Source organism: Nostoc sp. MG11, from assembly GCF_014904695.1.
In the GTDB taxonomy this organism is placed as follows: Bacteria; Cyanobacteriota; Cyanobacteriia; order Cyanobacteriales; family Nostocaceae; genus Komarekiella.
Genome location: NZ_JACXXN010000018.1, coordinates 90351 through 116645, shown reverse-complemented (window position 1 = coordinate 116645; position 26295 = coordinate 90351). Strand labels below are relative to the sequence as shown.

Sequence of the window (26295 nt, the reverse complement as noted above, 5' to 3'; positions counted from 1 at the left end):
CTGACTTCCAACAAATAATTGCCACGGCAGATAGAGCATTGTATCAAGCAAAAGCAGCAGGACGCGATCGCTTTATCCATAACAGCAGCTTGGATTCGCCTTTTGCTAACCTAACTTGCTCTTTATTCGAGAGCAGTGCCCCTAAGCGTTGTGAATTATACTAAGTTCTCTGTGTTTAGTTGCTAAGATTTTCGCCCCCACGCCACTGCAACCCCAGTCCCACAGAAGCCAAAGTATTCGAGTTAGGATTCTTTGAACACTTTTGTCGAGGCTGTGGAAGCCTTTAGAACAGCTATGTCTTGTCGATTTTTCGTTCGCGTAGCGTATACTTTGCACACATGCTTAACCCATCATTATGACATGTTTGCTGCTTATAAAGCCAATTAGGGTTATATTTGAGCTTAATTTTCGTCTAAGTCCCGCTATTTGTGTTAAGTTAGCTGATAAATTTTGACATAAGGTATTTCTTGATAGTTGTATCCACATAACAATACTCAATAGTATATAAATGCTAAAAAACCCGTTTCCTTGAGGAAACGGGTTTAGAAAGCTGGCAATTTCTACAAATTCAGTAGATTGCTATAGGTAGCATTTTTATCTAGGAAAATACTTTAATAAATGCTACATTTCAGCTACCATCTTGACTGAAACCTCATTGCTCGTGACGAAGTTATATAAGTCTTTTGCTTCACTCACGAATTACAAAGTTTAAACTATAGAACTACTGCATCAACTTAATGAGAGCAGCAAGATTTTGGTTTGCAACATGAAGGTTTTTTGTAGACTTTGACAATGAAGATTTTGGAAGGACTCTTGTCTTTCTTGCATTTATCGTCGTCGTCGCCGTCGTCGCCGTCGTCTTTGGAGAATCCACCAGATAGAAACTGCTGTTCTTCTGTGGATAAATCCATAAGTAAATCAGAAGTGATAATTTGAGATGACATAGACATAATCAATTGCCTCACTTACGTACATTAGGTATGTAATACCTATACTTTAGTTATAGAAATAATTTCTAATGATTAAATTAGCCCAAAGTTATAAATTAGTAAGCTTAAACTCTAGCTTTAGACTTATATAAAATACTTTCTTAAGTAGAATGTAATATATTCTTTATCCACAATCAAAAATTTTAAACTTTCATTGAAATAAGTTTATTTTTTGACTTATTTGCTAGCGATCGCTTCCCATTTGTTTGTCTATTAACAGTATTACAGGTATCATGATGTGTTATACAATATGTTTTCCGTTAGTTACGTAAATAACAATATTAATAGTAAGTTAAAAACTAAAAAACCCGCTTCATTTAAAGAAAACGGGTTTATAAAGTCTTGCAATTTATACAAGTTTGCTAATCAACTATGAATCACGCCTAAAGCCGACAATATCAACAGGGAAACTCACGCCCTCTTTAGTCCTAAGTTGACCACGAACGATAATATCAGGACTTGACACCGTTGCAAAATATGCTCCTCGTCCGCCCGATAGAAGCTGTTGTTGCTCTTTAGATAGCTCTAAAAGTAGCTCTGATTGAATGAATTTAATAGACATAATCGATGACCTCACTTACGTAAATAGGTGTTAAATACCTATATTTTTATTATTAACTATTCTTGTAGATTTTAAATTATTCCCTGGATAGAGGTTAATGCTAAAAAAGTTATTTATTATAGATTGTGATAGCTTGAATAAATAACTTTTGAATTTGATTTTTAACAAAAAAATAGTTGGTTTACTATTTGTAATTAGCTAATCTAGGTAATTGTTATCAGAACTTACGCACTCAGATCCCCCAACCCCCTTAGAAAGGGGGCTTTACACGTTCCCCCCTTAAAAGGGGGGTTAGGGGGGGATCGGGGTTTCAGGCTTCAGTGCATAAGTCCTAATTATTTTTAATTTTTTGTAATGACTTATTAATAGTTGCAGAGTTTATGATTGTCTCTGCAACTTGCTTTTATTCAGTTTTACAGTGAATTATAAAAACTTTAAATGCTCTCCTTGTTGAGAGAGAAAAGTTTCTAACGTACCTTGAATTTTCACCTGACCTTTATCTAGGAGTACGATCCAATCAGCGCGATTGATGACGCTGGGGCGATGGGTAATCAAAATTGTGGTTCTGCCTTTGCGGTATTCCAAGAGCCGATCTAGTACTTGAGATTCACTCACTGGGTCTAGTCCCGCAGTTGCTTCATCTAAAATTAGCACAGGTGGATCAGTGAGAATTCCTCTAGCGATCGCTAATCTTTGTCTTTGTCCACCAGAGAGATTTGCACCAAATTCTCCTAAAACAGTTTGATAGTTATTGGGAAGTTGACTAATAAAGCTGTCTGCATCAGCAATATGGCAAGCGTTGACAATTTCTTCAAAAGAAATGTAAGGTGTTCCTAAGCGGAAATTATCTAAAATTGAGCGACTCCAGAAATGAGGTTCTTGGGGTACATAAACTACTTGTTGGCGTAAGCAATCCAGAGAGATATCTTGTGTGTTAAAAAAACCAATGCGAATATTACCAGAGTTTGGCTGATATAAACCTGCGATCAATTTAGCTAAAGTACTTTTACCACAGCCAGATTTCCCAATCAAAGCAACAACTTTTCCTCCAGGAAGCTTGACGGAAAAATCCTCTAGTAAGTCAACTCTGCCAGCATGATGAAATGTAACTTGGGAGCAACGAATATCTGCATCACCAGAGATTTGGGCGATTGGCTTTTGACTACCTCCTACTACTTCTGGTGTAGCATCAATAACTTCCAAGAGGCGAGAAACTGCTGTTTGGGAGCGAAAATACTCATCCGTTAAGTTCACTAACGAGTCAATTAAATTTAGAACATTAATTTGTAGGGCGTTAAAAGCAAGCATTTGACCAATGCTTAATTCCCCCCGAATTACCAAGATACTCCCTAGCCCAAGTATCATGACACCGCCGATTGTTGAAAGGAGATCAGCAAGGGTATTATTAATAATTCCGATTTGAAGTGTACTGAAAGAGAGATTAGCAAGGCGACCAAAACGGCTTTGAAATTCATCCCAGAATTGTGGTGCAGCATTTGTAGTTTTAAGAACTTGTGCGCCTTTAAAAGTTTCCACTAAAACACCTTGATTTTCCGCGCCCAAGACCAAAAGATTGCGAGTTTTTTGTTGAAGAATAGGTAAAAAAGGTAAGGTGGATAAAGTCATTAAAGCGCCAACAAGAACAACTGCAAGTGTTAACTGCCAGCTATAAAGCAACATAAAGCAGAAAGAAACCACTGCAACGAAAAACTGACTGGGTAAAAGAATCACAACCTGTGATACCAATTGGTTGATGTCATTTATATCTCGTAGTCGGCTGCTGATTTCGCCACTACGACGGGATTCGTAGTAATTCAAGGGCAATTGGAGAATTTTGCGCCCAAACTCCAAGACTAACCCTAATTGCAGCCGTTGACCAAAATGTGCAATCATAATGCCTTGTAATACTTGCAGACCACTGCTAAACAAGGTCATGACTACAACGGCTGACACAACAACAGTAAGTAACTGAGTATCTCCACGCACCAGAACATCATCTGTGAGCAGTTGGATCAGGATGGGAGTACCTAGAGCGAGCAATCCCAAGACAACATTGATCATCAAAACATGAGTTAACAGCCCACGAAAAGGCAAGATGCGCTTAAAAAAGCGTCCTAAGCCGCCTTTGGCTTCTTCTTTAGGCTGCTCATTAAAACGTTCGGGATCTGGCTCCAGTAGGAGCATCACCCCATTCCACGCTTCGGTTAATTCTTCGCGGCTGACATAACGGATGCCCACAGATGGATCAGCGATCGCATACTTACTACCCAGTTTGTCGTATAGAACAACCCAGTGATAGCCTTGCCAATGTATGATCGCTGGCAAATTAACTTCTTTAATTCTGTCTATAATCGCTGGCGAAGCTTTAACCGCCCTCGCATTAAAACCCAGATTTTCAGAGCCACGTTTTAGACCCAACATGGTTGTTCCTAATTGTCCAGTCCCTACTGCTTCGCGGCTGCGATTGATGCTCAGGAACCGTCCATAATGTTTGGAAATCGAAGCTAGACAAGCTGCTCCACAGTCTTCTTCACTCAACTGTAAAACACACTGGTAATTTTTACCGGGTTGGAATAGACCAAACATAGTCACCAAACCTATCAAATTGGTATACAAATTCAGCAGAACAATTGATCAGGGGAACAGAGAAGAATTAAAGGTATAGAACCTTTCCCCTTGATCCACCTCTTGTTAAAACCCAATTGTGGGATTAAAAATCCGTGATTAATCTTGCTTTTCTGAGAATAAAGTGAAGTACTGTTTCCCGCCGGGAAATAATATCTGCTCTACCTTCCATCCCAGACTTGAGATAGCAATGGCGATCGCTTCTACCCACATGTAGGGTTTGTGGTTCAATAGTTACCTCGTAGGTAGCAGCCTGCGGTATAGCTTGCTGCGTGCTTAGGGATGCACTATTTTTTACATTCGAGACGGCATCTGGTGCAATTGTTGTGACAGTTCCTTTAAGAGTGCCGTAGTCTGGATAAGGGCAAGCAGAAACCTGCATTTGAACTTTTTGACCCGCTTTTACCTTGTCAATATCTTGAGCCGGCACTTGAGCCTTGATCAGTACTGGCGCATTCAGAGGAGCAATTTGAGCAATAGCTTCACTTGGTTGTACTACCTGTCCAGGGTTGCGAAGATTCAGTTGCAACACAGTACCTTCAATTGGCGATCGAATCACACTCTGTTTTAGGTCAGTTTCTACCTGTTGCAGTTCTTTGCGATTAGTAACGAGTTGCTTTTGAAATTCTAGATTTTGCTGGAGCAGAGTCTCTCTTTCTTTTTTCAAAGCAGCTAATGTAGCCTCACCTTGTGCCTGTTCTTGCCTAATTTTTTCAGATGCTACGGTTACAGTAGCATTACTAGGATTGATCGCAGTTTTAGCCTTTTTTAAGTTCGTTTGCGCGACTTTAACGGCTTGGTCTTTTTCTTCCAAAAGATTTTTAGCGTTTTCTTTAGCTTGTTCTAGCTTCGCCTCAGCAGATTTCACCGCTTGGGCTTTTTCTTCTAAAAGATTTTTAGCATTTGCTTTAGCTTGTTCTAACTTTGCCTCAGCAGATTTCACTTCTTGTTCTTTTTCTTCAAACAAAGTCTGAGAAATTGCTCCCGATGCTACTATTGGCTGCAATCGCGCTCGTTGCACCCTAGCTAACTTCAAGGCTGCTTCTGCTTCTTGCACAGTTGCCGTTAAGACTTTTTCTCGCTGCAATCTGTTTCGTTGCACCCTCGCTAAAATCAAAGCTGTTTCTGCTTCTTGCACGGTCGCTGTTAAGAGTTTTTCCCGCTGTAATCTGTCTCGTTGCACCCTCGCTAGCATCAAGGCTGCTTCTACTTGTGCCATATCAGCTGTAGCTTTAATTTGCTGATCTTCATAGTTGCGTTGAGTACCACCTAGCTCAGCTTGTGCAGCTATAATTGTGCGGTTAATTAAGTTTGTCTGCGCTGCAATTTGAGTATTAATTTCACCAAGCTGAGCATAAATTTGACTTAGCTGTAATTGACTCTGCTGGATCGTGTTTTCTAATTGACTCTTTTGATTTTGCAGGCGAGAATCATCAATGTAAGCAATAGCTTCCCCTTTAGTTACTAGCTGATTGTCTCTAACCTCAATCTTTTGAATAGTTCCAGTAAGGGCAGACTGAACAACTCGCAGTTCTCCTACAGGTCGGATAGTTGCAGGAACTTTGACTGTAACGTTGTAATTTAAAACAGATGTAAGAGTAACTCCTGCTACAAAGGTAGTAAGCAGAACTCCCCCTCCGATGTTTGTCCATTTACTGATACGAGGGAGAAACTCGTTAGCTTCAACTAAATGGAGCTGCTCTGGATTAGGTTCATTAAATCTATGCCAAACATTGTTTTTCTCATGGCGTAAGAAGCTCACAGCATTGCACCTTTAGTTTGGAATGGATAAGTAAGGTTATCTGATGTCACACCTGTTGATTTTCGAAGAACACTACAAAACAGGTAGATGTATATAACTTGATTGCAAATCGTGCAAAGCACAAAAATAACTATCTTTGGTAATAAGTCAGGAGGAATAGTCAAGTGAAGCATTAAACATTACAAAATATCCTGTAGATATAGGTCTCTAGTGTGTTAAATGGTGAAACGCTAACATCTGCTGCTAACAGTAGCAACCATCAAACTTTGCAATGTTATATAATTAGTAAAGGGGCGAGAAGGGTATACGCAACATGCGAAAATTATCTTTCTCAAATCTCAAACGTGGGCAACGCGTTGAGTAAAGAAAACGGAGGAGAAAGCTCAAACTCCCTCAAAGTCCTCACTTACGTTGAGCGAGTCATAAAAACCTCCTCCCACCCCTTTTTTTGTATACAACAAAAAGAATTTCAAAAATTTATTGGCAGATTTAGTTTTGTCCGAAGTAGTTAGCTAGAGCGTTAGCTATATAAAGCAGAAGATGACACGAAAACCCCAGAATTACTCGGCGTCACAACTACCAACTTGTATATTTACAGTTGGGAAAGAAATAATCAGTTTGATATTGACCTAAAAACATATTCACTCTTGAATGATTGGCGACTCCTGTTAAACTAATTTCTGCTTAAATGTGCAAAGTTTTGTGGTGTAACAAATAATTTTCTAGATTACGTGTGATGTCAAGTCAGGCTAAATAGTTTTCATTCAAAGCAAGAAGTAAGCTATGCGTAGTGTCTCCGACAAAAGATGAATCTACGAGATGCTACTCTTTAGGAATCGGTATAGAGCGCGTTTGTGCTCCTATGCTCCACTAAGTTTCGCTCAGCATGAAAGATATTTTTTGATACGTGATTAAACGAACTTGATATGACAATCGTTAAAGAATAAGTGCAGAACCCAAGAAGCCCATAATATCTGTAGGAATGGTTACAACCAAGCCTAATCTATCTTGTGCTGCCATATTATGGCTTTATTCTAAGCCAAGGAATTACTAGTGCTGTCTTATAACTTAGAAGTGGTTGTTCCCTGTAAAGCCGCTAGTTCTTAGAGTAATATTGCTGTTAATCCAATTCAAATTGGTACAGCCAGCTAGAATCTCCTATTACTGATTTAGATAACGCGACAAACAACTCGGTATGCAGTTATTTGGTGTGACATGATTATTAACCTCACATACGCAATTCGGTGGTTTCCCCACTTAAGTAACCAACTATAAGGATTGTTTGTCAGGAATTCATAAATCTAGAGATAGAAATCGGACTTAAATAATTACTCCCCAAAGTAGATATACAATCTTTCATTTTTTTGAGATAAACTAATACCCCTAGAGTAGGAATGGTCGATATTGAATGTTTTTGAAGCTATCTAACGTATTTGAAAAGATATCAACAGATTTTAGACAGTTAAAACTATAACTTTTATATATAGTTAGTAGACACGTAGTTTCTATTTATCAAGTCTAGATTCAAGATTTATCAATGATGGACTAAGGCTTTGCACCTCTCGGCAGTGAAAAGACCATCGGCGGAAACTGCTGCTACGACGGGCTACACTTACGCACTGCTAAACTCAATAAAGTGCCAGTTGTTGAATTAACACAAAAGCCAGCGCAGCACTACCTAAAGGAACTGTTAAATTATCAACGCCTAAAAACGAAAAAGCTTCTAAACCAGTAGCGATAAATGCCACCACAAGTGATATTATCCAAGTCTGCCAATTGTTTCCTTGTGTACCAATTAAAATCAAACTACTAACAAGAAAGCTCACTAACGTCATAGTCAAAGAGCCTTCCCAACTTTTTTCTCTGCCAAACACTTTATACTTATGTGTACCAAAGCGTTGCCCAATCAAAGCTGCTAGTCCATCTCCCCAAGACATTACCAAAATTCCTAGCGCTGCGTACTGGGGTTGTTGCAAATGCCAAAACCAGGCAACTAAAATGCCAAAACTGACAGAATAAAAAAATGTCCCAAAACTTTGGCGTCCGACGCTGTTAATACCAGGAAGAATGGGAAATCGATAGGATAATAAGGTGATGACACTCGCTAAAATTGAAGCCGTAATCCCGACAATTGCAGGAATATCTAGCCACCAGGCGAGTAAGATTACATTGCCAGTGCCAATATGAACTATCTTCCGTACAATTTCTGGATCACGATTAGCAAAACGATTTACCCACCATGCAATTAGAAGGATGAAAAACACCCAAACTGCAATGATCGCAATTTGCAGCCATAAAAGCGGAATTGAAGTCAAGCCAGGAAATGTAATCAACGAAGATGCAACAAAATAGAAATTATTACCATTGTTACTAATTTATAAGATTTGGGTGACGCAATGAAAATATTATTGATTTGGCTGATTCGGGGCTACCGAATGTTTATTTCGCCGCTGTATCTCCCGACTTGTCGCTTTCAACCAACTTGTTCAATGTATGCCATCCAAGCAATTGAACGCTTTGGCGTATTGCGTGGTGGGTGGATGGCAATTTGGCGTATTTTGCGCTGTCATCCCTTTCATCCAGGTGGTTACGACCCAGTTCCAGAGGCGGCTGAGGGAAATGATAAAGCAGAGGGAGAGAATAATTATAAATGACAAATGACAAATAATAAAATAGATAAATTCATCGAAGCTGTTGCATCACGATACCTAGAACCTGTTACGATTCGATTTTTAGATGCATTGGATAAACGGCTGCAAAGTAAATGAGACCTTATCACCAAATCCCTATTTATGAATGTGGTGAACCCTTAGTAGAGATTCCTTTAGAATTGTTTGCAGTGGAATCGCCCCATCCTTACGAAAAACTGGGTGCGCCTTATGGAAAAAATTCCCCTTACTATCTCCGTCAAAGTGTTGTTGACAATTTGAGCCAAGCCCAAAATTATCTTCATTGCTTGCATCCTAACTGGCGCATCCAAGTCTTTGATGCTTATCGCCCGATCGCAGTACAGCAGTTTATGGTAGATTACAGCTTCGCGGTAGCGTTGCAACAAAGAGGACTGGCTGAAGCTGAGTTATCACCACACCAACGTCAAGAGATTTGGAAAGCAGTTTATGAAATTTGGGCTGTACCAAGTTTGGATGAAAAAACTCCTCCTCCCCACAGTACAGGTGCAGCGGTAGATGTGACGTTAGTAGATGATGCAGGGCAAATAGTGAATATGGGTTCGCCAATTGATGAAATGTCAGAGCGATCGCATCCCGATTACTATGCCAATAATCACCATCCAGAAGCACAACAATATCATGCTTACCGTCAGTTATTACGGGATGTGATGTTAAAAGCGCAATTTCAACGAAATCCCAGAGAATGGTGGCATTTTTCTGCTGGTGATCAAATGTGGGCTTGGCTAAATAATCAATCCAATCCAGCTAATCCAGTTACAGCACGCTATGGGCGTCTTGTATAGAGCAGGAGTGGGGGAGGTAAAGGGGCAAAGGGGGAAAATAAAAGAATTTCTTCCCAGTCCCTAGTCTCCAGTCCCTTGACTCCTCTACGCATCTTGAGGATTTAACTCTTTCAACTCGTCGGTGGTATAAGTTCCAATTGGACTCCAAATTAGATAAGGAGCGAGTAACAGCGCCGCTAGTCCAGAAATCGGTAGAACGCATATTGCTAGGACAACGCCTAAAATTAGACCACTTAACCCAACAATTTCCCCAGCTTTTAGACTGCGAAATCTCAGCATTAGAGGTATGTAAGCGACGGTGATAATTTCCAGTATGAGATACAAACCCATTAGCAGCCAGGTGATGACGCTTCCGGGATTTTTTTGCCAAACTATATTAGCTGAAATTGCACCGCAAATAAAAATTACAGTCCAAATGATCGGGATAAGCGGCTCAAAAACTAGCCATTTGGGGCGTCTTAACTGTGCAAACCATTTGACATCGCGCGGCGTAATTAAGAAACTACCAAACTCAATTAATAAAGTTACAGCCGCAATGACCATCCAAGATTTAATCATGGTGAACTCTTGCTCGTGTATTTTGTCAAGTTATACACTGCAAGTTTGACAATTTAGGGCATAAGTTAAATCATTCGCTGGTTGGAATATCAGCTATCTTGAGGATTGAGACTAGCCATCTGCCAAGTGGTATAAGTGCCAATAGGACTCCACAACAAATAAGGAACTAGTAACAATGCTGCCCAACCAGAAATAGTTAATACTGCAAGTATCAGCAGAATACTGATGATAAAACCTGTACCACCGAGAATTGTTCCTACTTTAAGACTGCGAAGCCGGAACATTACAGGTGTATAGGCAATGGTAACAATTTCTAGAAGTAGGTATAAACCCATCATTAACCAAGTTGTGGTGCTTCCTGGGTCGTTTTTCCAGACAATATAAGCTGACCAAGCACCACAAATAAAGATTACAGTCCAAATAATTGGAATTGCTCCCTCAAAAGTTAGCCATCTAGGTCGTTGTAGGCGCTTGAACCATTGGCGATCGCTTGGTGTAATAAAGTTAGCCGCTAGAGCAACCAAGAAAGCCACACCCCCAATCACCATCCAAGATTTAATCATACCCCTTATCCTTCGCTATCGCTGCCTATCGCTTAAATATCATGCTTTATGGTGCAATTTTGTCAATTTAATTGCTGATTGCTTATCATCCCTAAGTTTGATAAGTTTCTATTATTTAGAAGTATTTCAGAAGTCAGTCGCTACGCTTCAATTACAAATTAAAAATTAAAAATATTGAGATTCTATTCCCCAAGATTTTGAGGTAATTATGTCTGAGGATGGGGGTATAGAAGGAGCCGTGAAAATATGGTTGGAGGTTAGGGGATAGGCCAATTAGACTTAATGGAATTTAATATGCAAATGGAATCAGAAGCGCGATCGCTAGCACCAGAAACTCGTTCAATTGGGAATACTATACGTCTTACAGGCTGGATTACCTTCTGGGTACAATTGGGACTTGCAGCGGTTTCTGGCTTAGCATTGTTGTTTGCCTATACTGGTCGTGGTTTGACTGAGCAACCAAATGCCGGACTTGGGGTTGGCATATTTTGGGCTGTATGCGGTGTCGTAGTATTGTTATTCAGTGTGTATTGGGATTTTCGTTACACCCGTATAGGTAAAAGTCTAGAAAATCCTAATCCGGCTCTGCATTCTAGTAAGGCAGATACTACTAAAATCATTCGATTAGGGGTATTTTTAAGTTTGGTGGGGGTATTATTAACTCTCTTGGGTGCTGGAGCAACTGTAGCAGTGCTAATAGCAAAATCCATATCCCAACCTCCAGGAGTCGCAATCACAGATCCCTACAAGATTATTCGAGCGCTTGATGTTTTTGTGATCCTAGCAAACATCAATGGGATTGCTGCTCACTTTATTGGTACTGTTACTTCGCTGTGGTTGCTGGAGCAAGTGCATCAACACTAGCTAGATGAGTAACTCAGATCCCCCAACCCCCTTAGAAAGGGGGCTTTAGACGTTCCCCCTTTTTAAGGGGAGCCAGCGCGGTCTTCTCCCTTCGCGTAGCGTCTCGTAGAGAAGGGGAGACGCGATCATGCGATGGGGTCTCCCCAAGTGGAGCGACTGGCGTGGGTTAGGGGGGATCGGGGTTTCAGGCTTCAGTGCGTAAGTCCTAGAAGTTTGAGAAAATATCTTTCAGTGCGAAGCCAAGAGCGAGACTAGTTAAGCCAAGACCTGTAGCAACGGTCTGTGGGTCAAAGCCAAACGCGTCGAGTGCAACAATAATTCCTAGCATCCAGACAGCTTAGTAAGCAACCTGTTTAACCAGGTTCTCAATGATTAAATCTTCAACAATATGGCGAAAGATAATCCGCATTAACCAGCGCACTGCAACAGCGATCGCCTAAAATAACCCTATCACCAAAAGGGCTGCAAGGGCGCGAGGGATAATTGTGATGGCTGATTCTATCAGTCGTCCAAACGCAGTTTCAATTGATGACTGAACTTCGCCAAAACTTTTCAGACATCCTCTTAGTCTAATTTTGGAAAATTGGTATTACCTCTTATACTAATTGATAACTTTTAGCAAAAGCTATCAATTAGCGATTACATTTTTCAACTACGAAAATAATTAACTACAATCTCCTACTTGCTGATAAAGAGTGAGGAGAAATGACAAGTTTTCTTCAGCCTTTAAGGCATGGGGGGCATTAGCAGGCATAAAGACAAAAACACCAGTTTCAAGTGTAATATCTTTTCCTGATAAAGTAAGTAAACCTCTACCTTCTAGAACATTGATAGTAGCATTACGATTAGAGCTATGCTCAGAAATCTCAGTGTTAGCTGCTAGACAAACTAGAGAAAAGAGAGTGGATTGACAAGTGTTATCTTTTAGCAGTAATTTGCTGATAACTCCAGCACAGGGATATTCAATTTTTTCTCGCAACTGAGCAACAAAAGATGAGTTATTTTTGATTGGAAAAGTCATAGTCTTTGGGGATTATTAACCACATATAAATGAAATCGGCGCTCAGAACTTTTCAAGAGAAAGATATCAAGAAAGATATATTGCATCTTTAAAGGGCTATGTCATTTCTTTGAATCTCTGAACTTGTCTTATCCCCAATTTGCCAGGAATTTATCATACTGTCTTTGAGATAGCTCAAAGAAGGAATTAACTTTTACATTGTGTACCCTGCGGAGTAGCATCGGGGTAGAAGGTAATGATCGCCTTTTGTTTCCTTACAAAAACTGTGGGAAAAGATTTACCTGATTTGCGATCGCGCACATTATAAATACACGCTCCCTCAGTATTTCCTTGTAGTTTAAATCCTCTAGTTGCATCTAAAAGCATCTCTTCGGCGTTGCTAAGGTAGCCATAGCCTTTGATCACATCTGTTACCGTTTGGTTTTCTTGTTTAAGCACTACACCCATTGTATAAATTACACCAGGAATAACTTCCTCTCGTCCTTGATTATTTGGTAGGCGTCCGCCAATTCCTTCATTTTGTAGCTGTAAATATCTGCCACGAAAATGCAAGCCGCCAATATCGTTAGCATTATATATTTCGCCACAAAAAATGTGTTCAAACCCCCTACGTTTGAACCAAATATTAGTTAAATCTTCGAGAAATTGCGCTTTTTTCCGACGCCCCGGACGCAATTCGCCACCGCTAACTTGCTGAAGTTTCTGTAATACATCCGGGTAAAAGGATAACAATTGTTTAAATTTATTGCTAGTGACTCTTGTCCCAATAGGGCCACAGATTTGTAGTACAGCTTGGTCAAAAGAATTTAGCAGCGGTGGGGATGGTGTAATGTCTAATTTCTGTCCTGCGGGGAAGCCTACAGGAACAGGATTATCTACATTATCAAAAAATGGCAGAAGTTGTGTATTTGGCTGAGACTGCGCTTCTACTGGATTTTGCCAGTAGAGTGTGGATAGCAGTAGAATCACAACCACTCTTACAAACTTATGGTTTGCAGAATTGAGATACATAAATTTTAAATTAATTACTTGGATAATAGTTTCGCATAAAGACGAAAACACTTTGCTCTAATGAGTAAACTTTCATTGAGCAAAGTGTTCATTGCAAATATGTAAAATGCTTGCTAACGTATATTACGTTTTTGCATAAGAGTTAATTCAAAATGATTAGGTTGCTCGATCAATTTTTTGCACTTCTTCATCAGATAGTGTCACATTGATTGCGTGTACAGAATCTTCGATGCTGGAAATCTTGCTAGCACCAGGAATTGGCAAAATAGAGGGTGACTTTGAACGCAACCATGCCAAAACAATATTATACACAGATACGCCTTTTTGCTTGGCTAATTGAGCGATCGCAGGAATATCTTGCAAGTTTTGATGGCGACGACTACCACCAAAGGGACTCCAAGGCAAAAATGTCAATCCTTCTTGCTCGCAATACTTAAATACACCGTCATTTTCTGGCTGTCGTTCCCAAGGACTGTATTGATTTTGCACGGATATAATATCCACCACATCCCGCGCCCGCTTAATTTGTTCAACGGAAAAATTAGAAACTCCGACAAACCTAATCAAACCTGTTTCTACTGCTTCTTTTACTGGTGCAAGAGATTCTTCAATGGTGTAATTAGAATCAGGGGAATGGTATTGCCAAACATCAATGGGTTTAGCCCCACCTAAAGCCTCAAAGCTGACTCGAATTGTTTGGCGCAAATGTTCCGGGCTACCGTTGCGTGTCCAACTCCCATCGGGACGCATCAAACCGCCTTTAGTTGCTACAATTACTTGGCTGATATCGTCCTTGTAACTGGTAAGTGCCTTGTGAATTAGTCGCTCGTTATGGTGCTTATCTGACTCATCTTTGCAGTAAGAATCAGCAGTGTCAATAAATGTAATACCCAACTCTAAAGCACGATGAATAACTGAGATTGATTGCGATTCTGGAGGACGATTATAGATTGACATCGGCATTCCACCTAAACCGATCGCACTTACAAAGATACCAGTTTTTCCTAGCTGTTTGGTTTCCATATTTTTAGCCGTAATTTTTTGACCCAATTATCTACTAGCTACTCAAATATTTTTTAATAATTCATCTATCCTCAGGTTTATAGCTTAATACAGTCTAGTGAATGATATTTATTCATTAGTATTTAGACTTGGTGATTACTAAATAGGCTAAGAGGGGAATACTCTACTTAAGAGTTAAGTATTTCATGCCAAGCACTAATGAAAATTGTAGAGGAAACCCATACTAGATTGCGCCTTAAGCATCGACCATTCAGATATTGGTCTATCGGATGGTGCATTTTTACTGTCTGCTTGAGTTTTTTGATTTACTGCACAGTTTTTGATTCTGCTTCAGCTAGTTTAACTTGCGTTCGCGTAGCGTCTCCTTCGGAGAATCGCTCCTCATCCAACCAAATTAACTGTGAATTGAGGCGGTATAATTTGCTGGGAAGTATGGAAAAACTAAAGATTTTTGATCCACAAGAAGCATACATCCTCACAAAGAGCGGTAGGAAGCGTGGAAAAAGCTATCAGGTTATTATTATGACTCCCTTCAAAGATATTGCTCTTTTATCACATGTTAGCTATCAAGAAAATCAAGAAGTTGTCTTAAAAATTAACAATTTTATCAATTCTAATCAAACTTCCCTGTTAGTACAGCAAAATCAGCGAAATTATATATTTTTCTTCAGCTTATTTCTATTAATTGTAATGGCGATCGCAGCTTTTTTCGCCACATCACCTGTAACCAACTGCACTTTTTATAAGAGTCTTAATCAGGTATTTATAGAGCGTAAAAGTTTGCGTGGCAACCAAATCATTGAGCAGCCACTAGAATCAATTCTACATCTTGATATCCAAGAAAAGCAATTTAAATACTCCAAGCTTTATCGAGTTGTGATTGTGCTGAAATCAGGCAAGGAGATACCAATTAATCCACAATATGCTGATGAAAACAGCATCCGACATGCAGTTCTCAGGATCAACTCATTTCTCAATTCAGTTATCAGTGAATAGTTGTCATTTGTGATGTTAACTATTCACTGAATCACACTTAAGCCTTTTTCAACCAGCTAAACATGGCGCGTAAATCTTTGCCAACTTCCTCAATTTTGTGTTCAGCTTCTTGGCGACGCATGGAGGTAAATCCAGGTTTACCAGCTTGGTTTTCTAAAACGAATTCCCGTGCAAATTGTCCAGATTGAATTTCGCTGAGAATTTTCTGCATTTCGGCTTTCGTTTCTGCGGTTACAATCCGCGGGCCACGAGTATAATCGCCATATTCCGCAGTGTTGGAAATACTGTCGCGCATCTTAGCTAAACCGCCTTCTACAACCAAGTCAACAATCAACTTGACTTCGTGGAGACATTCAAAATAAGCCAATTCTGGTTGATAACCAGCTTCTACCAAAGTTTCAAATCCAGCTTTGATTAAAGCACTCAAACCGCCGCACAACACAGCTTGTTCACCAAACAAGTCTGTTTCGGTTTCTTCGCGGAAAGAGGTTTCGAGAATACCGGCGCGGCTACCACCAATACCTTTAGCATAAGCCATCGCGCGATCGCGTGCTTGACCACTAGCATCTTGATAGACTGCAAATAGCGCTGGTACGCCTTGCCCTTGTTCATAAGTCCGCCGCACTAAATGCCCCGGACCTTTGGGTGCTACCATCACCACATCTACATTCGCCGGTGGTACGACTTGTCCAAAGTGAATATTGAAACCGTGAGCAAAGGCTAAAACATTCCCTTCTTCTAGATTTGGTTCAATCTCATTTTTATAAACTGTTTTTTGCACTTCATCAGGCAATAAAATCATGATGAAGTCAGCAGCATTGGCAGCATCTGCAACATTTTTCACAGTTAACCCGGCGGCTGTAGCTTTTTCTGCTGACTTACTGCCCGGATATAGTCCCACAATGACATCCAAACCACTATCTTTCAGATTGAGGGCGTGGGCATGACCTTGTGAACCATAACCAATGATAGCAATGGTTTTTCCAGCTAAAAGGTCTAAATTGGCATCTTCGTCATAATACATCCGGGCCATAGAAGCATCTCCTGTCAGCAAGCATAGTCATTAATTGGCAGGCTTTCGATTGTACCTCAAATTGGGTATTAGGGATTGGTCAAGAATCAAGGGTCAAGAGTCAAGGGTCAAGGGTTAAGGTCAGTAATTTATTCCCCAGTCCCCAGTAACCTTGATTACTTTTATTATTTTTTCAGATGTGCAAAGCATTACAGAAAAAATTGTGATAAGTTTGATACAAATTTGTTAAGAATAGTAACAACGCTCGTAACACGGGGAAATATTTCTTATGGTAAATTCGCTTGATAATAACCCACCCCATAAAGTGGTTATCGTTGGTGGTGGTTTTGGTGGACTGTATGCAGCCAAAACACTAGCCAAGGCTGCGGTAGACGTTACTGTTATCGATAAACGCAACTTTCATCTATTTCAACCACTTTTGTACCAAGTTGCTACAGGTGCTTTATCTCCCGCTGATATTTCCTCGCCGTTGCGTTCTGTACTTAGTAAGAGCAAAAATACAAAAGTGCTGCTGGGAGAAGTAAATGATATTGATTCAGAGGCACAAAAAGTGATTGTAAGCGGCGAAGCAATACCTTACGATACGTTGATTATTGCTACAGGTGCCAAGCATTCCTATTTTGGTAAAGACAACTGGGAAGAATTCGCTCCCGGTTTGAAAACTGTAGAAGATGCAATAGAAATGCGTCGCCGCATCTTTACAGCTTTTGAAGCCGCAGAGAAAGAAACAGACCCAGTAAAACGTCGTGCCTGGTTAACTTTTGTAATTGTTGGTGGTGGCCCTACTGGTGTAGAATTAGCGGGTGCGATCGCAGAGTTAGCAAATCAAACCCTCAAAGACGATTTCCGCAACATCGACACAACAGACACCAGAATTTTGCTACTAGAAGGGATGGATCGTATATTGCCACCCTTTGCACCAGAGTTATCACAAGAAGCTGAAGCATCTCTAACGCGTTTGGGGGTGGTTGTTCAGACAAAAACACTGGTAACTAATATTGAAAATGATCTTGTCACCCTCAAACAAGGCGATGAAGTTAAAGAAATTGCCTCAAAAACAGTATTATGGGCAGCAGGTGTGAAAGCTTCAGCAATGGGCAAAGTGTTAACTGAACGGGTAGGTGCTGAATGCGATCGCGCTGGACGTGTTATTGTCGAACCCGACTTGAGTATTAAGGGATATTCTAATATTTTTGTGATTGGCGATTTAGCAAATTTTTCGCATCAAAATGGCAAACCTCTACCTGGTGTTGCACCTGTAGCTAAGCAGGAAGGAGAATATGTAGCAACACTAGTTAAAAAGCGGCTTGAAGATAAAATTTTACCCCCATTTTATTACAATGATCGGGGTAGCTTAGCGATGATTGGGCAAAATCATGCTGTTGTAGATTTTGGCTTTATTAAACTTAAAGGTTTCTTGGGATGGCTATTTTGGCTATTGATTCACATCTACTTTTTAATTGAGTTTGACAACAAATTAGTAGTAATGATTCAGTGGGTATGGAATTATTTCACCCGCAATCGTGGAGCAAGATTGATTACAGGACAAGAATCACTAACGCAGTTAGGAATTAATGACAGCAACAATTCTTATACGTCAGCAAATAATAAACAACCGATAAACGTGTAATTGTCCTTTTTTAGTGGTCAGTTGTTTAATCTTGACTACTGACCACTGACTAATTATTCTGAAACGGTACGCTAACGATAAACGTTGTACCCCGTCCAACTTTACTAGCAAAAGTAATTTCTCCGCCATGTAACTCAACATAATGTTTAACAATTGCCAGTCCTAAACCATGTCCTGGTATCTTGCCAACATTGCTCCCTCTGTGGAAAGAATTAAACAAGTTTTGTTGATCGGCTTCTGGAATACCAATGCCTTCATCTTGAATACGGAAAATAGCTTCTCCCTGGACACAAAACAGGTCAAAATGCACCGTACCACTATCACCTTTTATCATCATATCTATTAAAACTAAATCTGGACATAATGCTGCTATATTTTCAATTGCTTGCTTTCCATAAATAGCAACATCAGGAACAGTATAGCCTGATTTTTCTAAACAATATTTAATATCGTCAGTGATAATTGTTTCATCTTCAACGACTAAAATTCTTTCTTTCATTATGATACTATAGTGTGGATATTTTTTTGCAGATTTGATAGTAAAAAAGGTATTGTAAATACTACATTTAGCAATTTGAAATGAATATATGGTATTCCTATTTCGTTAGATTAAAGCACAATTCATGTTAGTGTTACGTGGTTAATACTTAATAAAATATGTCACATACTTTAGAAAAAATTCACACTAATAGTTGCTAAAGACAAGACTAAAAATGGTAGTGGCAATTTGAAGTAGTTCACTAGTCAAGTGGTTCTGAATTTCTATCCGAACTATTCAACAATCAACTTATGCACTTTTTTGGTAAGGTTAGCCAGTAAAGTTAGATGTAGGGAGTAAAAAATAAACTGATGAAAGTAATTGCTTCTGATCTTGCATCTATCGTTGGTGAAGAAAATGCTGTTTGCCTTTGGGAAAATATCGAATTCAGTCAGCAAAAACGTATCCAACAGGCGATGGCTTCCGAAAACCTTCCCAGTTGTATCGTCTATCCCCGCACTCAAGAACAACTAGCCGCAGTCATCGCAGCGGCTCACCGTAATCACTGGCGCGTCCTACCTTGCGGTAGTGGTAGTAAACTCAGTTGGGGTGGTTTAGCTAAAAACATTGATGTTGTAGTTAGTACAGAACGCATCAACCAACTGATTGAACACGCTATTGGCGATTTGACTATCACGGTAGAAGCTGGGATGAAGTTCTCTTGTCTCCAGGCAATTTTGGCAGATTCTCGCCAATTTCTCGCCCTTGACCCGACTACGCCAGAGTCAGCAACTATTGGTGGTATTGTCGCCACAGCGGATACAGGTTCCTCGCGACAGCGTTATGGCAGTGTGCGCGACCAGTTATTAGGCATTACCTTTGTGCGTGCTGATGGACAAATCGCCAAAGCTGGGGGACGAGTAGTAAAAAATGTTGCCGGATACGACTTAATGAAGTTATTTACTGGGTCTTACGGCACATTGGGAATTATTAGTCAAGTAACGTTTCGTGTTTATCCGTTACAGGAGGCATCGGGGACAGTAGTATTGACTGGCATGGCGGAGGCTGTATCTCAAGCTGCTGATATCCTCCGAGGTTCGGCATTAACGCCAACTCAAGCTGATTTGCTATCTACTAAACTGGTGTCTGGCTTAGGTTTAGGTAAAGGGCTGGGATTAATTGCTCGTTTTCAAAGTATTAGTCAGAGTGTCAAGGAACAGTCGAACAGACTTTTGGAAGTAGGGCAAAAATTGGGATTGGATGGGGTAATTTATTCACATGGGGATGAAGCTACTCTATGGCAGAGATTGCGAGAATATATGCATTCTTCTCCCACAAAGTCTGTAATTACCTGCAAAATAGGAGTGTTACCCACTGCTGCCGTGGAGGTTTTGACTCAGGTGGAGTTGGGTGTGATTCACATTGGTAGTGGTTTGGGGATGTTACAGCTGGATAGTCAAAGTCAGATTTTGGAAGTACGCGATCGCATTCAAGCTAATAGTGGCTTTCTCACAATTTTAGAAGCACCAGTGACAGTTAAACAACAAGTAGATATTTGGGGCTACACTGGCAATGCTTTGCCGTTGATGCGACAAATTAAGCAACAGTTTGATAGTAAGAATATTTTAAGTCCGGGTCGGTTTGTGGGTGGGATTTAGGAAACGAACCGCAAAGGACACAAAGGACGCAAAGAGAGAGGGGAAAAGAATTAATTATGCAAGTTTCAGAAAATTCTGTTAATAATACGGCTAGTTTAAAGAATTTGAAGGGATTTGATGAAAATCATCCGCCTGAGCCGAAGTTGATTGATAGTTGTGTGCATTGTGGGTTTTGTCTTGCAACTTGTCCCAGTTATCGGGTGCTGGGTAAGGAGATGGATTCTCCTAGGGGACGCATCTATTTAATGGATGCAATTAATGAGGGTGAGATTGCTCTGAATACAGCAACGGTAGAACATTTTGATTCTTGTTTGGGGTGTCTTGCTTGTGTGACAACTTGTCCTTCTGGTGTACAATATGACAAGTTAATTTCTGCAACTCGTCACCAAGTCGAACGGAATTATCCTCGGAGTTTACCAGATACACTGTTTCGTAAATTAATATTTTCTCTGTTTCCCTATCCCAACCTTTTACGAGTTTTACTAATTCCATTATTGGTTTATCAAAAGTTGGGTTTTGCTAAATTCTTTCGCGCCACGGGTTTACTCAAGAAAATATCGCCCCGTTTGGCAGCAATGGAATCAATTTTACCAGAAATTACTCTCAAATCTTTTCAAGATAATTTGCCTACTGTTATCCCAGCGCAAGGCGAGAAGCGCTACAGAGTTGGGGTGATTTTGGGATGTGTGCAACGGCTGTTGTTCTCTCCAGTAAATGAAGCAACGGTAAGGGTTTTAACGGCGAATGGTTGTGAAGTCATTATCCCCAAATCTCAAGGTTGTTGTGCGGCGCTTCCCGAACACCAAGGACAAACAGAACAAGCGCAGGCTTTGGCTAAGCAAATGATTGATAGTTTCGCCAATACTGATGTAGATTTCGTAATTATCAATGCTGCTGGTTGTGGTCATACTTTGAAAGAATACGGTCACATCTTAGAAGATGACCCAGAATATCAAGAAAGAGCTAAGGAATTTGCAGCAAAGGTAAAAGATGCTCAGGAGTTTTTGGCAACTGTTGGGTTAACAACTAAACTTTCGCCATTGACTGATAAACCCTTGAATTTAGTTTATCAAGATGCTTGTCATTTATTGCATGGGCAAAAGATTAGCGTGCAACCACGTCAGTTGTTGCGGCAAATTCCAGGCGTGAAATTACGAGAACCAATAGACGCAGCTTTGTGTTGTGGCAGTGCGGGGGTTTACAATATGCTACAACCGGAAGTGGCTGATGAATTGGGTCAGCAAAAAGTGCAGAATTTGTTGAATACTGGTGCTGATTTAATTGCTTCTGCAAATCCTGGTTGTACTTTGCAGATTACTAAGCATTTAAAGTTGCAAGGTAAGGAAATTTCGGTAATTCATCCGATGGAGTTGTTGGATTATGCGATTCGAGGAGAGAAATTGAAAATTTAGGTGTTGTTGAGTGAAAGTATGAATTGGTATCACGCAGAGACGCAGCGAAAAGTTCTGTAGGCGGGTTTCCCGCCGTAGGAAACTTTTCAAGACAGAGGCGCAGAGAATAAGAGTTTGAGAGATTGAATTTTGGATTTTCATACTCATATTCAGCAACGCCCCTCCTACCTCTCTTTTACGAAGAACAAAGGTTATGCGCTAAAGTACTTCGCTATTGGGTGATAAGCAATAATCGCTGTTGTGGACTGTTCTGGATAAAGTTGCTCACTTTCATCCATATATAGGTTAATCCTGTCAGTCCCCAATAACTCCAGTTGCTTATATTGGTCTTGGATATTCGGACAAGCTGGATAGCCAAAACTATACCGCGAGCCTTGATAACGTTGCGCTAAAATATCCCGAATATTATCCGGTTCATCAGCTGCAAAACCCAATTCCCGGCGAATTCTGGCGTGTGTCCACTCAGCCAACGCCTCCGCTACCTGCACCGCCATTCCGTGGAAATACAAATAATCAGTGTATAGATTATCAGCAAACAGCTTTTGAGCGAACTCCGTCGCAATTTCACCCACAGTCACGGCTTGCATCGGGAACACATCAATTACCCCAGACTCCTTCGGCGCAAAGAAATCAGCAATGCACAGCCTCCTCAAAGACCTTTGCCTCGGAAACTCGAAAGTTGCAACCTGCTGTGATTGGTTCTCTGAGTTATATATATGTAGAGAATTTCCTTCAGCCTGACAAGGAAAATACCCATAAATCACCTGCGGATGCAACAGATTCTCCTCAATAATCCGCTGCTTCCAACTTTCCAAAACGGGATACACTTTCTCAGCCAAGAAAGCCTGATATTCTTCCTTAGATTGCTCCTTCGGCTTACGGAATTGCCACTGTCCAGCAATCAAAGCTTGCAAATCTAAATGCCAAAATATTTCCTCAATAGGAATATCACTAGGCTGCAACAACTTCGTTCCCCAGAAAGGCGGCGTGGGACGTTCAATATCTATTGCCACTGCTTCGGAACGCCGAGTATCCACCTCTTTTGGTTCAGCAGATGTTTCCTCAGCAATTGTAGCTACTGATTCTTTGTGACCATTCTTCGAGACTTCAGCTGTTTCCTCAACTTCGTTCAAAAATCCCTGGAAATCATCCCAGTTACCAGCAGTCTTTGCTGGCATTAATTTATCCATGAAATGCAAGTCAGAAAAGGCATCTTTGCCATAAACAACTTTACCTTTGTAGGTGTTTTGGCAATCTTCATGGACAAACTTGGGAGTTAACGCCGCACCACCTAAAATCACGGGGACGGTAATTCCCTTTTCGTTGAATATCTCCAAATTCTCTTTCATGAAGGCGGTGGATTTCACCAGCAAACCACTCATAGCAATACAATCAGCTTTGTGCTGTTCGTAGGCTTGGATGATATTTTCCACTGGCTGTTTAATTCCCAGGTTAATTACCTTGTAGCCGTTGTTGGACAAGATAATATCTACCAGGTTTTTACCTATGTCATGGACATCGCCTTTAACTGTGGCAATAATAAAGCTTCCCTTGGCGTTGTTGCCAGATTCGGACTTCTCCATGAACGGCTCTAAATACGCTACCGCTGCTTTCATGGTTTCCGCAGATTGCAAGACGAAGGGAAGTTGCATTTGTCCAGAACCAAATAATTCCCCGACAACTTTCATCCCATCTAGCAAGAAGGTGTTGATAATTTCTAAAGGGGGATATTGTTCTAAGGCTTTTGTCAGATGTTCTTCCAAGCCAATGCGTTCGCCGTCGATGATATGGCGCTTCAGGCGTTCTGGGATAGGTAGACTTTCGTCTAAGGAGCGATCGCGTTTTGTCGTTACCCCGGCAAACAATGTGGTAAGCTCTCCCAAGGGATCGTAAACGCAAACATTACCCTCAAATTTCCGCTCATCATAAATCAACTGGCGACAAACTTCTTGATGGCGTGCCTCAATCTTGGATAGCGGTAAAATCTTGTTAGCACTGACAATCGCTGCATCCATTCCCGCCGTCGTCGCCTCATGCAAAAATACCGAGTTCAGCACCATCCGCGATGCGGGAGAAAGACCGAAGGAAATATTAGAAACACCCAAAATTACATGACACCCAGGCAATTCTTGACGAATCCGCCGAATGGATTCTATTGTCGCCTTACCGTTTTCCCGGTCTTCTTCAATTCCTGTGGAAATGGGTAACGCTAAAGTGTCAAAGAATATTTCTGTAGGAGGTATGCCATATTCTACAGCTTGTCGGTATGCCCGACCCGCGATCGCAAACTTTTTATCTGCTGTTCGCGCCATCCCATCTTCATCAATAGTCCCAATTACAACACCAGCGCCGTATTTTTTCGCCAACTCCAACACCTTCAAAAAGCGCGGTTCTCCATCTTCGTAGTTCGTGGAGTTCAGCAAGCACTTACCGCCGGCCACCTTTAAACCCGCCTCCATCTTTTCCCATTCGGTGGAATCAAGCATTAAAGGCAATGTCACATTATTAACAATGCGCGAAACCAACTCGTGCATATCTCGCACACCATCACGTCCCACATAATCCACGTTCACATCAAGAATATGTGCGCCTTCTTTTACCTGGCTTCTCGCCATTGAAACGAGTCCGTCCCAATCTTCCGCATTCAGCAAATCGCGGCACTTCTTGGAACCACTGGCGTTGAGACGTTCACCAACAATTAAAAAAGAATTATCTTGGTCGTAAGGCTGAGTGGTGTAAATTGATGCTGCCGCAGGTTCTAAACTTGGTTGTCTAACTTTTGGCTTCAGTTCTTTAGCGATTTCTGCCAATTGTTGAATGTGTTCTGGACGCGTCCCACAGCAACCCCCAATCACTTGGACACCCAAATCTTCAACAAAATGCATCAGCGACATCCGTAATTCCAACGGTGTTAGTCGGTAGTGTGCTTGACCGCCAACGTTCTCAGGTAAACCTGCGTTAGGAATACAGGAAACAATAAAAGGTGAATGTTCTGCCAGATACTTGATATGCGGTTTCATCAAGTCTGGGCCAGTGGCACAATTCAAACCGAGAATATCAATGGGGTAAGGTTCCAAAATTGTCAGCACAGCGCTGATTTCTGAACCCACCAACATTGTACCCATGCTTTCCATTGTCACAGAAACCATGAGCGGACGGCGTGCCCCCTTCTTAGCAAACACCTCTTCAATCCCATTTAGCGCCGCCTTAATTTGCAGCACATCTTGGCAAGTCTCCACCAAGAATAAATCAACTCCACCATCCCATAGCGCTTCTGCTTGTTCTGCAAAAGTAGCTTTCATGGTGTCAAAGTCAATATGTCCCAAGGTAGGCAATTTAGTTGTGGGGCCGATAGAACCCGCGACAAACCTGGGTTTTTCCGGTGTGGAAAATTCCGCAGCGACACGCTTCGCTAATTCAGCAGCAGTCTTGCTGAGGTAGTAAGCCTGGTCTGCCAAGTCATATTCTGCCAGTACAATCGACGTGCTGCCAAAAGTATCCGTTTCAATCACATCAGCACCAGCGGCGAGAAAGTCGCGGTGAACCTTAGCGACAGCTTCCGGTTTCGTGTGGACTAGATATTCATTACAACCTTCATACTGCGGGCCGCCGAAGTCTTCAGCCGTGAGGTTTTGGGTTTGTAGGTTAGTTCCCATCGCCCCGTCGAAGACGAGAACTGGGCTATCTGGACTACGTAGGCGTTCAAGGAAAGAATGAGTCATATTTTCCTAGAAGAAATGAGGAAATTAAGTGAGTCTTGTGATACTCGACTTACTTTATTATTTTCCACAATTGCCAGAGTTGCATTATTAGAGTTTGATTAAACCACGTATGCTGAAAATTAGCGATTGCTCATAATTAGTGGTCTGCCAGAGAACCTTTGCCAGGTAAATAAAGTTTTTGATTTCTCTTCTTTTCTTCCTTTGTGCTCTTTGCGTCCTTCGTGGTTCGTTCCTTTACCCATCAGCCGCAGCTTTGAAACCTTAGAAGTTCCAATTAATTGAGTCCACCGATTAACCCCAATCACAACAAAAAACACTCACCCCATTGTCACAGAGTTTTGCTTGTTTCTCTCACCCCTGCTTCTAGCAACTAGTAAATGAACCTCTGAGCTTCGTCAATGAACCTCTGAGCTTTGTTGATGAACCTCTGAGCTTCGTCAATGAACCTCTGAGCTTTGTTGATGAACCTCTGAGCTTTGTCAATGAACCTCTGAGCTTCGTCGATGAACCTCTGAGCTTCGTCAATGAACCTCTGAGCTTTGTCAATGAATCTTTGAGCTTCGTCAATGAACCTCTGAGCTTCGTCAATGAATCTTTGAGCTTTGTCAATGAACCTCTGAGCTTTGTCGTCCAGTCTTTTAGCTCCGTGAACGAGTCTTTAATACTCGCGGACGAGTAGGTTGGGTTGAGGAACGAAACCCAACATCATCAAAGCTTGTAAATGGTGAAAACTCAGTAGAAAGCATTGGCACTCGACACAGTAAAACATCACCGCGCTTTTTAATATGTGGCACGTAATGAGTGTCTTCTCTGAACAGGCGATCGCATCCTGTTAATTTAAACATTACAGCCGTTCTTATGTAGATACAACGCCCGCATCTAGCCCCAGTGCCCAGTCCCTAACCTGCGATAAACT

22 protein-coding genes are annotated in these 26295 nt (G+C 41.1%); 7 read left to right on the top strand and 15 right to left on the bottom strand.

The window, feature by feature from the left end; translation table 11 throughout:
* Positions 1–734 precede the first annotated feature (734 nt).
* The 5 genes from HCR01_RS22815 to HCR01_RS22795 form a co-directional block, all read right to left on the bottom strand.
* Positions 735–950 (bottom strand): hypothetical protein, encoded by a 216-nt coding sequence (locus HCR01_RS22815; RefSeq protein WP_193198395.1) that lies wholly within the window; start codon positions 948–950, stop codon positions 735–737.
* Between the two features lie 409 nt (positions 951–1359).
* A complete protein-coding gene (locus HCR01_RS22810; RefSeq protein WP_193198391.1) occupies positions 1360–1551 on the bottom strand; it encodes a hypothetical protein in 192 nt (63 codons plus the stop codon).
* Between the two features lie 423 nt (positions 1552–1974).
* Positions 1975–4137, bottom strand: coding sequence for a peptidase domain-containing ABC transporter (locus HCR01_RS22805; RefSeq protein ID WP_193198390.1), 2163 nt, complete (start codon positions 4135–4137; stop codon positions 1975–1977).
* Between the two features lie 124 nt (positions 4138–4261).
* On the bottom strand, positions 4262–5938 hold the full coding sequence (locus tag HCR01_RS22800; RefSeq protein ID WP_193198389.1) for an HlyD family efflux transporter periplasmic adaptor subunit: 1677 nt from the start codon (positions 5936–5938) through the stop codon (positions 4262–4264).
* A gap of 1628 nt (positions 5939–7566) precedes the next feature.
* Positions 7567–8271, bottom strand: a complete 705-nt coding sequence (locus HCR01_RS22795) for a diacylglycerol/polyprenol kinase family protein (protein WP_193198388.1) — start codon at positions 8269–8271, stop codon at positions 7567–7569.
* Between the two features lie 63 nt (positions 8272–8334).
* Between HCR01_RS22795 and yidD the strand changes: the two genes are divergently transcribed.
* Together yidD and HCR01_RS22785 are read left to right on the top strand one after the other, a co-directional pair.
* A complete protein-coding gene (yidD, locus tag HCR01_RS22790; RefSeq protein WP_193198387.1) occupies positions 8335–8592 on the top strand; it encodes a membrane protein insertion efficiency factor YidD in 258 nt (85 codons plus the stop codon).
* Positions 8593–8702: 110 nt separating this feature from the next.
* The gene (locus tag HCR01_RS22785) at positions 8703–9410 is read left to right on the top strand and encodes a M15 family metallopeptidase (RefSeq protein WP_193198386.1); all 708 of its coding nucleotides are present in this window, start codon (positions 8703–8705) and stop codon (positions 9408–9410) included.
* Between the two features lie 84 nt (positions 9411–9494).
* Here the strand turns inward: HCR01_RS22785 and HCR01_RS22780 are convergent, their stop codons facing one another.
* Complete coding sequence (locus HCR01_RS22780) at positions 9495–9968, bottom strand: TspO/MBR family protein (RefSeq protein ID WP_193198385.1); 474 nt, start codon at positions 9966–9968, stop codon at positions 9495–9497.
* Between the two features lie 89 nt (positions 9969–10057).
* Complete coding sequence (locus tag HCR01_RS22775) at positions 10058–10531, bottom strand: TspO/MBR family protein (protein ID WP_193198384.1); 474 nt, start codon at positions 10529–10531, stop codon at positions 10058–10060.
* Positions 10532–10825: 294 nt separating this feature from the next.
* Here HCR01_RS22775 and HCR01_RS22770 point away from each other — a divergent pair, with 294 nt between their 5' ends.
* Positions 10826–11395, top strand: coding sequence for a DUF3611 family protein (locus tag HCR01_RS22770; protein ID WP_193198383.1), 570 nt, complete (start codon positions 10826–10828; stop codon positions 11393–11395).
* A gap of 205 nt (positions 11396–11600) precedes the next feature.
* Here the strand turns inward: HCR01_RS22770 and HCR01_RS38975 are convergent, their stop codons facing one another.
* From HCR01_RS38975 to HCR01_RS22750, 4 genes are all read right to left on the bottom strand, one after another.
* Positions 11601–11723 (bottom strand): mechanosensitive ion channel domain-containing protein, encoded by a 123-nt coding sequence (locus HCR01_RS38975; protein WP_226889552.1) that lies wholly within the window; start codon positions 11721–11723, stop codon positions 11601–11603.
* A 336-nt stretch (positions 11724–12059) separates the two neighbouring features.
* The gene (locus tag HCR01_RS22760; RefSeq protein WP_193198382.1) at positions 12060–12416 is read right to left on the bottom strand and encodes a cupin domain-containing protein; all 357 of its coding nucleotides are present in this window, start codon (positions 12414–12416) and stop codon (positions 12060–12062) included.
* A 186-nt stretch (positions 12417–12602) separates the two neighbouring features.
* On the bottom strand, positions 12603–13391 hold the full coding sequence (locus HCR01_RS22755) for an EndoU domain-containing protein (RefSeq protein ID WP_413773965.1): 789 nt from the start codon (positions 13389–13391) through the stop codon (positions 12603–12605).
* A 192-nt stretch (positions 13392–13583) separates the two neighbouring features.
* A complete protein-coding gene (locus HCR01_RS22750; RefSeq protein ID WP_193198380.1) occupies positions 13584–14450 on the bottom strand; it encodes an aldo/keto reductase in 867 nt (288 codons plus the stop codon).
* A gap of 432 nt (positions 14451–14882) precedes the next feature.
* Here HCR01_RS22750 and HCR01_RS22745 point away from each other — a divergent pair, with 432 nt between their 5' ends.
* Entirely contained in the window at positions 14883–15446 is a 564-nt protein-coding gene (locus tag HCR01_RS22745; protein WP_226889551.1) for a hypothetical protein, read from the top strand.
* 37 nt (positions 15447–15483) lie between these two features.
* On the opposite strand, the gene ilvC is transcribed toward HCR01_RS22745, so the two are convergent.
* Complete coding sequence (gene ilvC / locus HCR01_RS22740; protein ID WP_193198378.1) at positions 15484–16479, bottom strand: ketol-acid reductoisomerase; 996 nt, start codon at positions 16477–16479, stop codon at positions 15484–15486.
* 268 nt (positions 16480–16747) lie between these two features.
* Between ilvC and HCR01_RS22735 the strand changes: the two genes are divergently transcribed.
* Positions 16748–18109 (top strand): NAD(P)/FAD-dependent oxidoreductase, encoded by a 1362-nt coding sequence (locus HCR01_RS22735; RefSeq protein ID WP_193198377.1) that lies wholly within the window; start codon positions 16748–16750, stop codon positions 18107–18109.
* A 49-nt stretch (positions 18110–18158) separates the two neighbouring features.
* Here the strand turns inward: HCR01_RS22735 and HCR01_RS40490 are convergent, their stop codons facing one another.
* The gene (locus HCR01_RS40490; protein ID WP_193198376.1) at positions 18159–18608 is read right to left on the bottom strand and encodes an ATP-binding protein; all 450 of its coding nucleotides are present in this window, start codon (positions 18606–18608) and stop codon (positions 18159–18161) included.
* Between the two features lie 350 nt (positions 18609–18958).
* Between HCR01_RS40490 and HCR01_RS22725 the strand changes: the two genes are divergently transcribed.
* Entirely contained in the window at positions 18959–20245 is a 1287-nt protein-coding gene (locus HCR01_RS22725) for an FAD-binding oxidoreductase (protein WP_193198375.1), read from the top strand.
* A gap of 56 nt (positions 20246–20301) precedes the next feature.
* Positions 20302–21657, top strand: a complete 1356-nt coding sequence (locus tag HCR01_RS22720; protein WP_193198374.1) for a (Fe-S)-binding protein — start codon at positions 20302–20304, stop codon at positions 21655–21657.
* 191 nt (positions 21658–21848) lie between these two features.
* Here the strand turns inward: HCR01_RS22720 and metH are convergent, their stop codons facing one another.
* Positions 21849–25379 carry a methionine synthase gene (metH, locus tag HCR01_RS22715; RefSeq protein WP_193198373.1) on the bottom strand — a complete coding sequence of 1177 codons (3531 nt, stop codon included), beginning with the start codon at positions 25377–25379 and terminating at the stop codon, positions 21849–21851.
* Between the two features lie 638 nt (positions 25380–26017).
* Entirely contained in the window at positions 26018–26224 is a 207-nt protein-coding gene (locus HCR01_RS22710) for a hypothetical protein (RefSeq protein WP_193198372.1), read from the bottom strand.
* Positions 26225–26295 lie beyond the last annotated feature (71 nt).

Excerpts from the sequence above, each read along its gene's own strand:
- HCR01_RS22815 (WP_193198395.1), bottom strand. The coding sequence starts at position 950 with ATGTCTATGTCATCTCAAATTATCACTTCTGATTTACTTATGGATTTA.
- HCR01_RS22810 (WP_193198391.1), bottom strand. The coding sequence starts at position 1,551 with ATGTCTATTAAATTCATTCAATCAGAGCTACTTTTAGAGCTATCTAAA.
- HCR01_RS22805 (WP_193198390.1), bottom strand. The coding sequence starts at position 4,137 with ATGTTTGGTCTATTCCAACCCGGTAAAAATTACCAGTGTGTTTTACAG.
- yidD (WP_193198387.1), top strand. The coding sequence starts at position 8,335 with ATGAAAATATTATTGATTTGGCTGATTCGGGGCTACCGAATGTTTATT.
- HCR01_RS22785 (WP_193198386.1), top strand. The coding sequence starts at position 8,703 with ATGAGACCTTATCACCAAATCCCTATTTATGAATGTGGTGAACCCTTA.
- HCR01_RS22780 (WP_193198385.1), bottom strand. The coding sequence starts at position 9,968 with ATGATTAAATCTTGGATGGTCATTGCGGCTGTAACTTTATTAATTGAG.
- HCR01_RS22775 (WP_193198384.1), bottom strand. The coding sequence starts at position 10,531 with ATGATTAAATCTTGGATGGTGATTGGGGGTGTGGCTTTCTTGGTTGCT.
- HCR01_RS22770 (WP_193198383.1), top strand. The coding sequence starts at position 10,826 with ATGCAAATGGAATCAGAAGCGCGATCGCTAGCACCAGAAACTCGTTCA.
- HCR01_RS38975 (WP_226889552.1), bottom strand. The coding sequence starts at position 11,723 with ATGCTAGGAATTATTGTTGCACTCGACGCGTTTGGCTTTGACCCACAG.
- HCR01_RS22760 (WP_193198382.1), bottom strand. The coding sequence starts at position 12,416 with ATGACTTTTCCAATCAAAAATAACTCATCTTTTGTTGCTCAGTTGCGA.
- HCR01_RS22750 (WP_193198380.1), bottom strand. The coding sequence starts at position 14,450 with ATGGAAACCAAACAGCTAGGAAAAACTGGTATCTTTGTAAGTGCGATC.
- HCR01_RS22745 (WP_226889551.1), top strand. The coding sequence starts at position 14,883 with ATGGAAAAACTAAAGATTTTTGATCCACAAGAAGCATACATCCTCACA.
- ilvC (WP_193198378.1), bottom strand. The coding sequence starts at position 16,479 with ATGGCCCGGATGTATTATGACGAAGATGCCAATTTAGACCTTTTAGCT.
- HCR01_RS22735 (WP_193198377.1), top strand. The coding sequence starts at position 16,748 with ATGGTAAATTCGCTTGATAATAACCCACCCCATAAAGTGGTTATCGTT.
- HCR01_RS40490 (WP_193198376.1), bottom strand. The coding sequence starts at position 18,608 with ATGAAAGAAAGAATTTTAGTCGTTGAAGATGAAACAATTATCACTGAC.
- HCR01_RS22725 (WP_193198375.1), top strand. The coding sequence starts at position 18,959 with ATGAAAGTAATTGCTTCTGATCTTGCATCTATCGTTGGTGAAGAAAAT.
- HCR01_RS22720 (WP_193198374.1), top strand. The coding sequence starts at position 20,302 with ATGCAAGTTTCAGAAAATTCTGTTAATAATACGGCTAGTTTAAAGAAT.
- metH (WP_193198373.1), bottom strand. The coding sequence starts at position 25,379 with ATGACTCATTCTTTCCTTGAACGCCTACGTAGTCCAGATAGCCCAGTT.
- HCR01_RS22710 (WP_193198372.1), bottom strand. The coding sequence starts at position 26,224 with ATGTTTAAATTAACAGGATGCGATCGCCTGTTCAGAGAAGACACTCAT.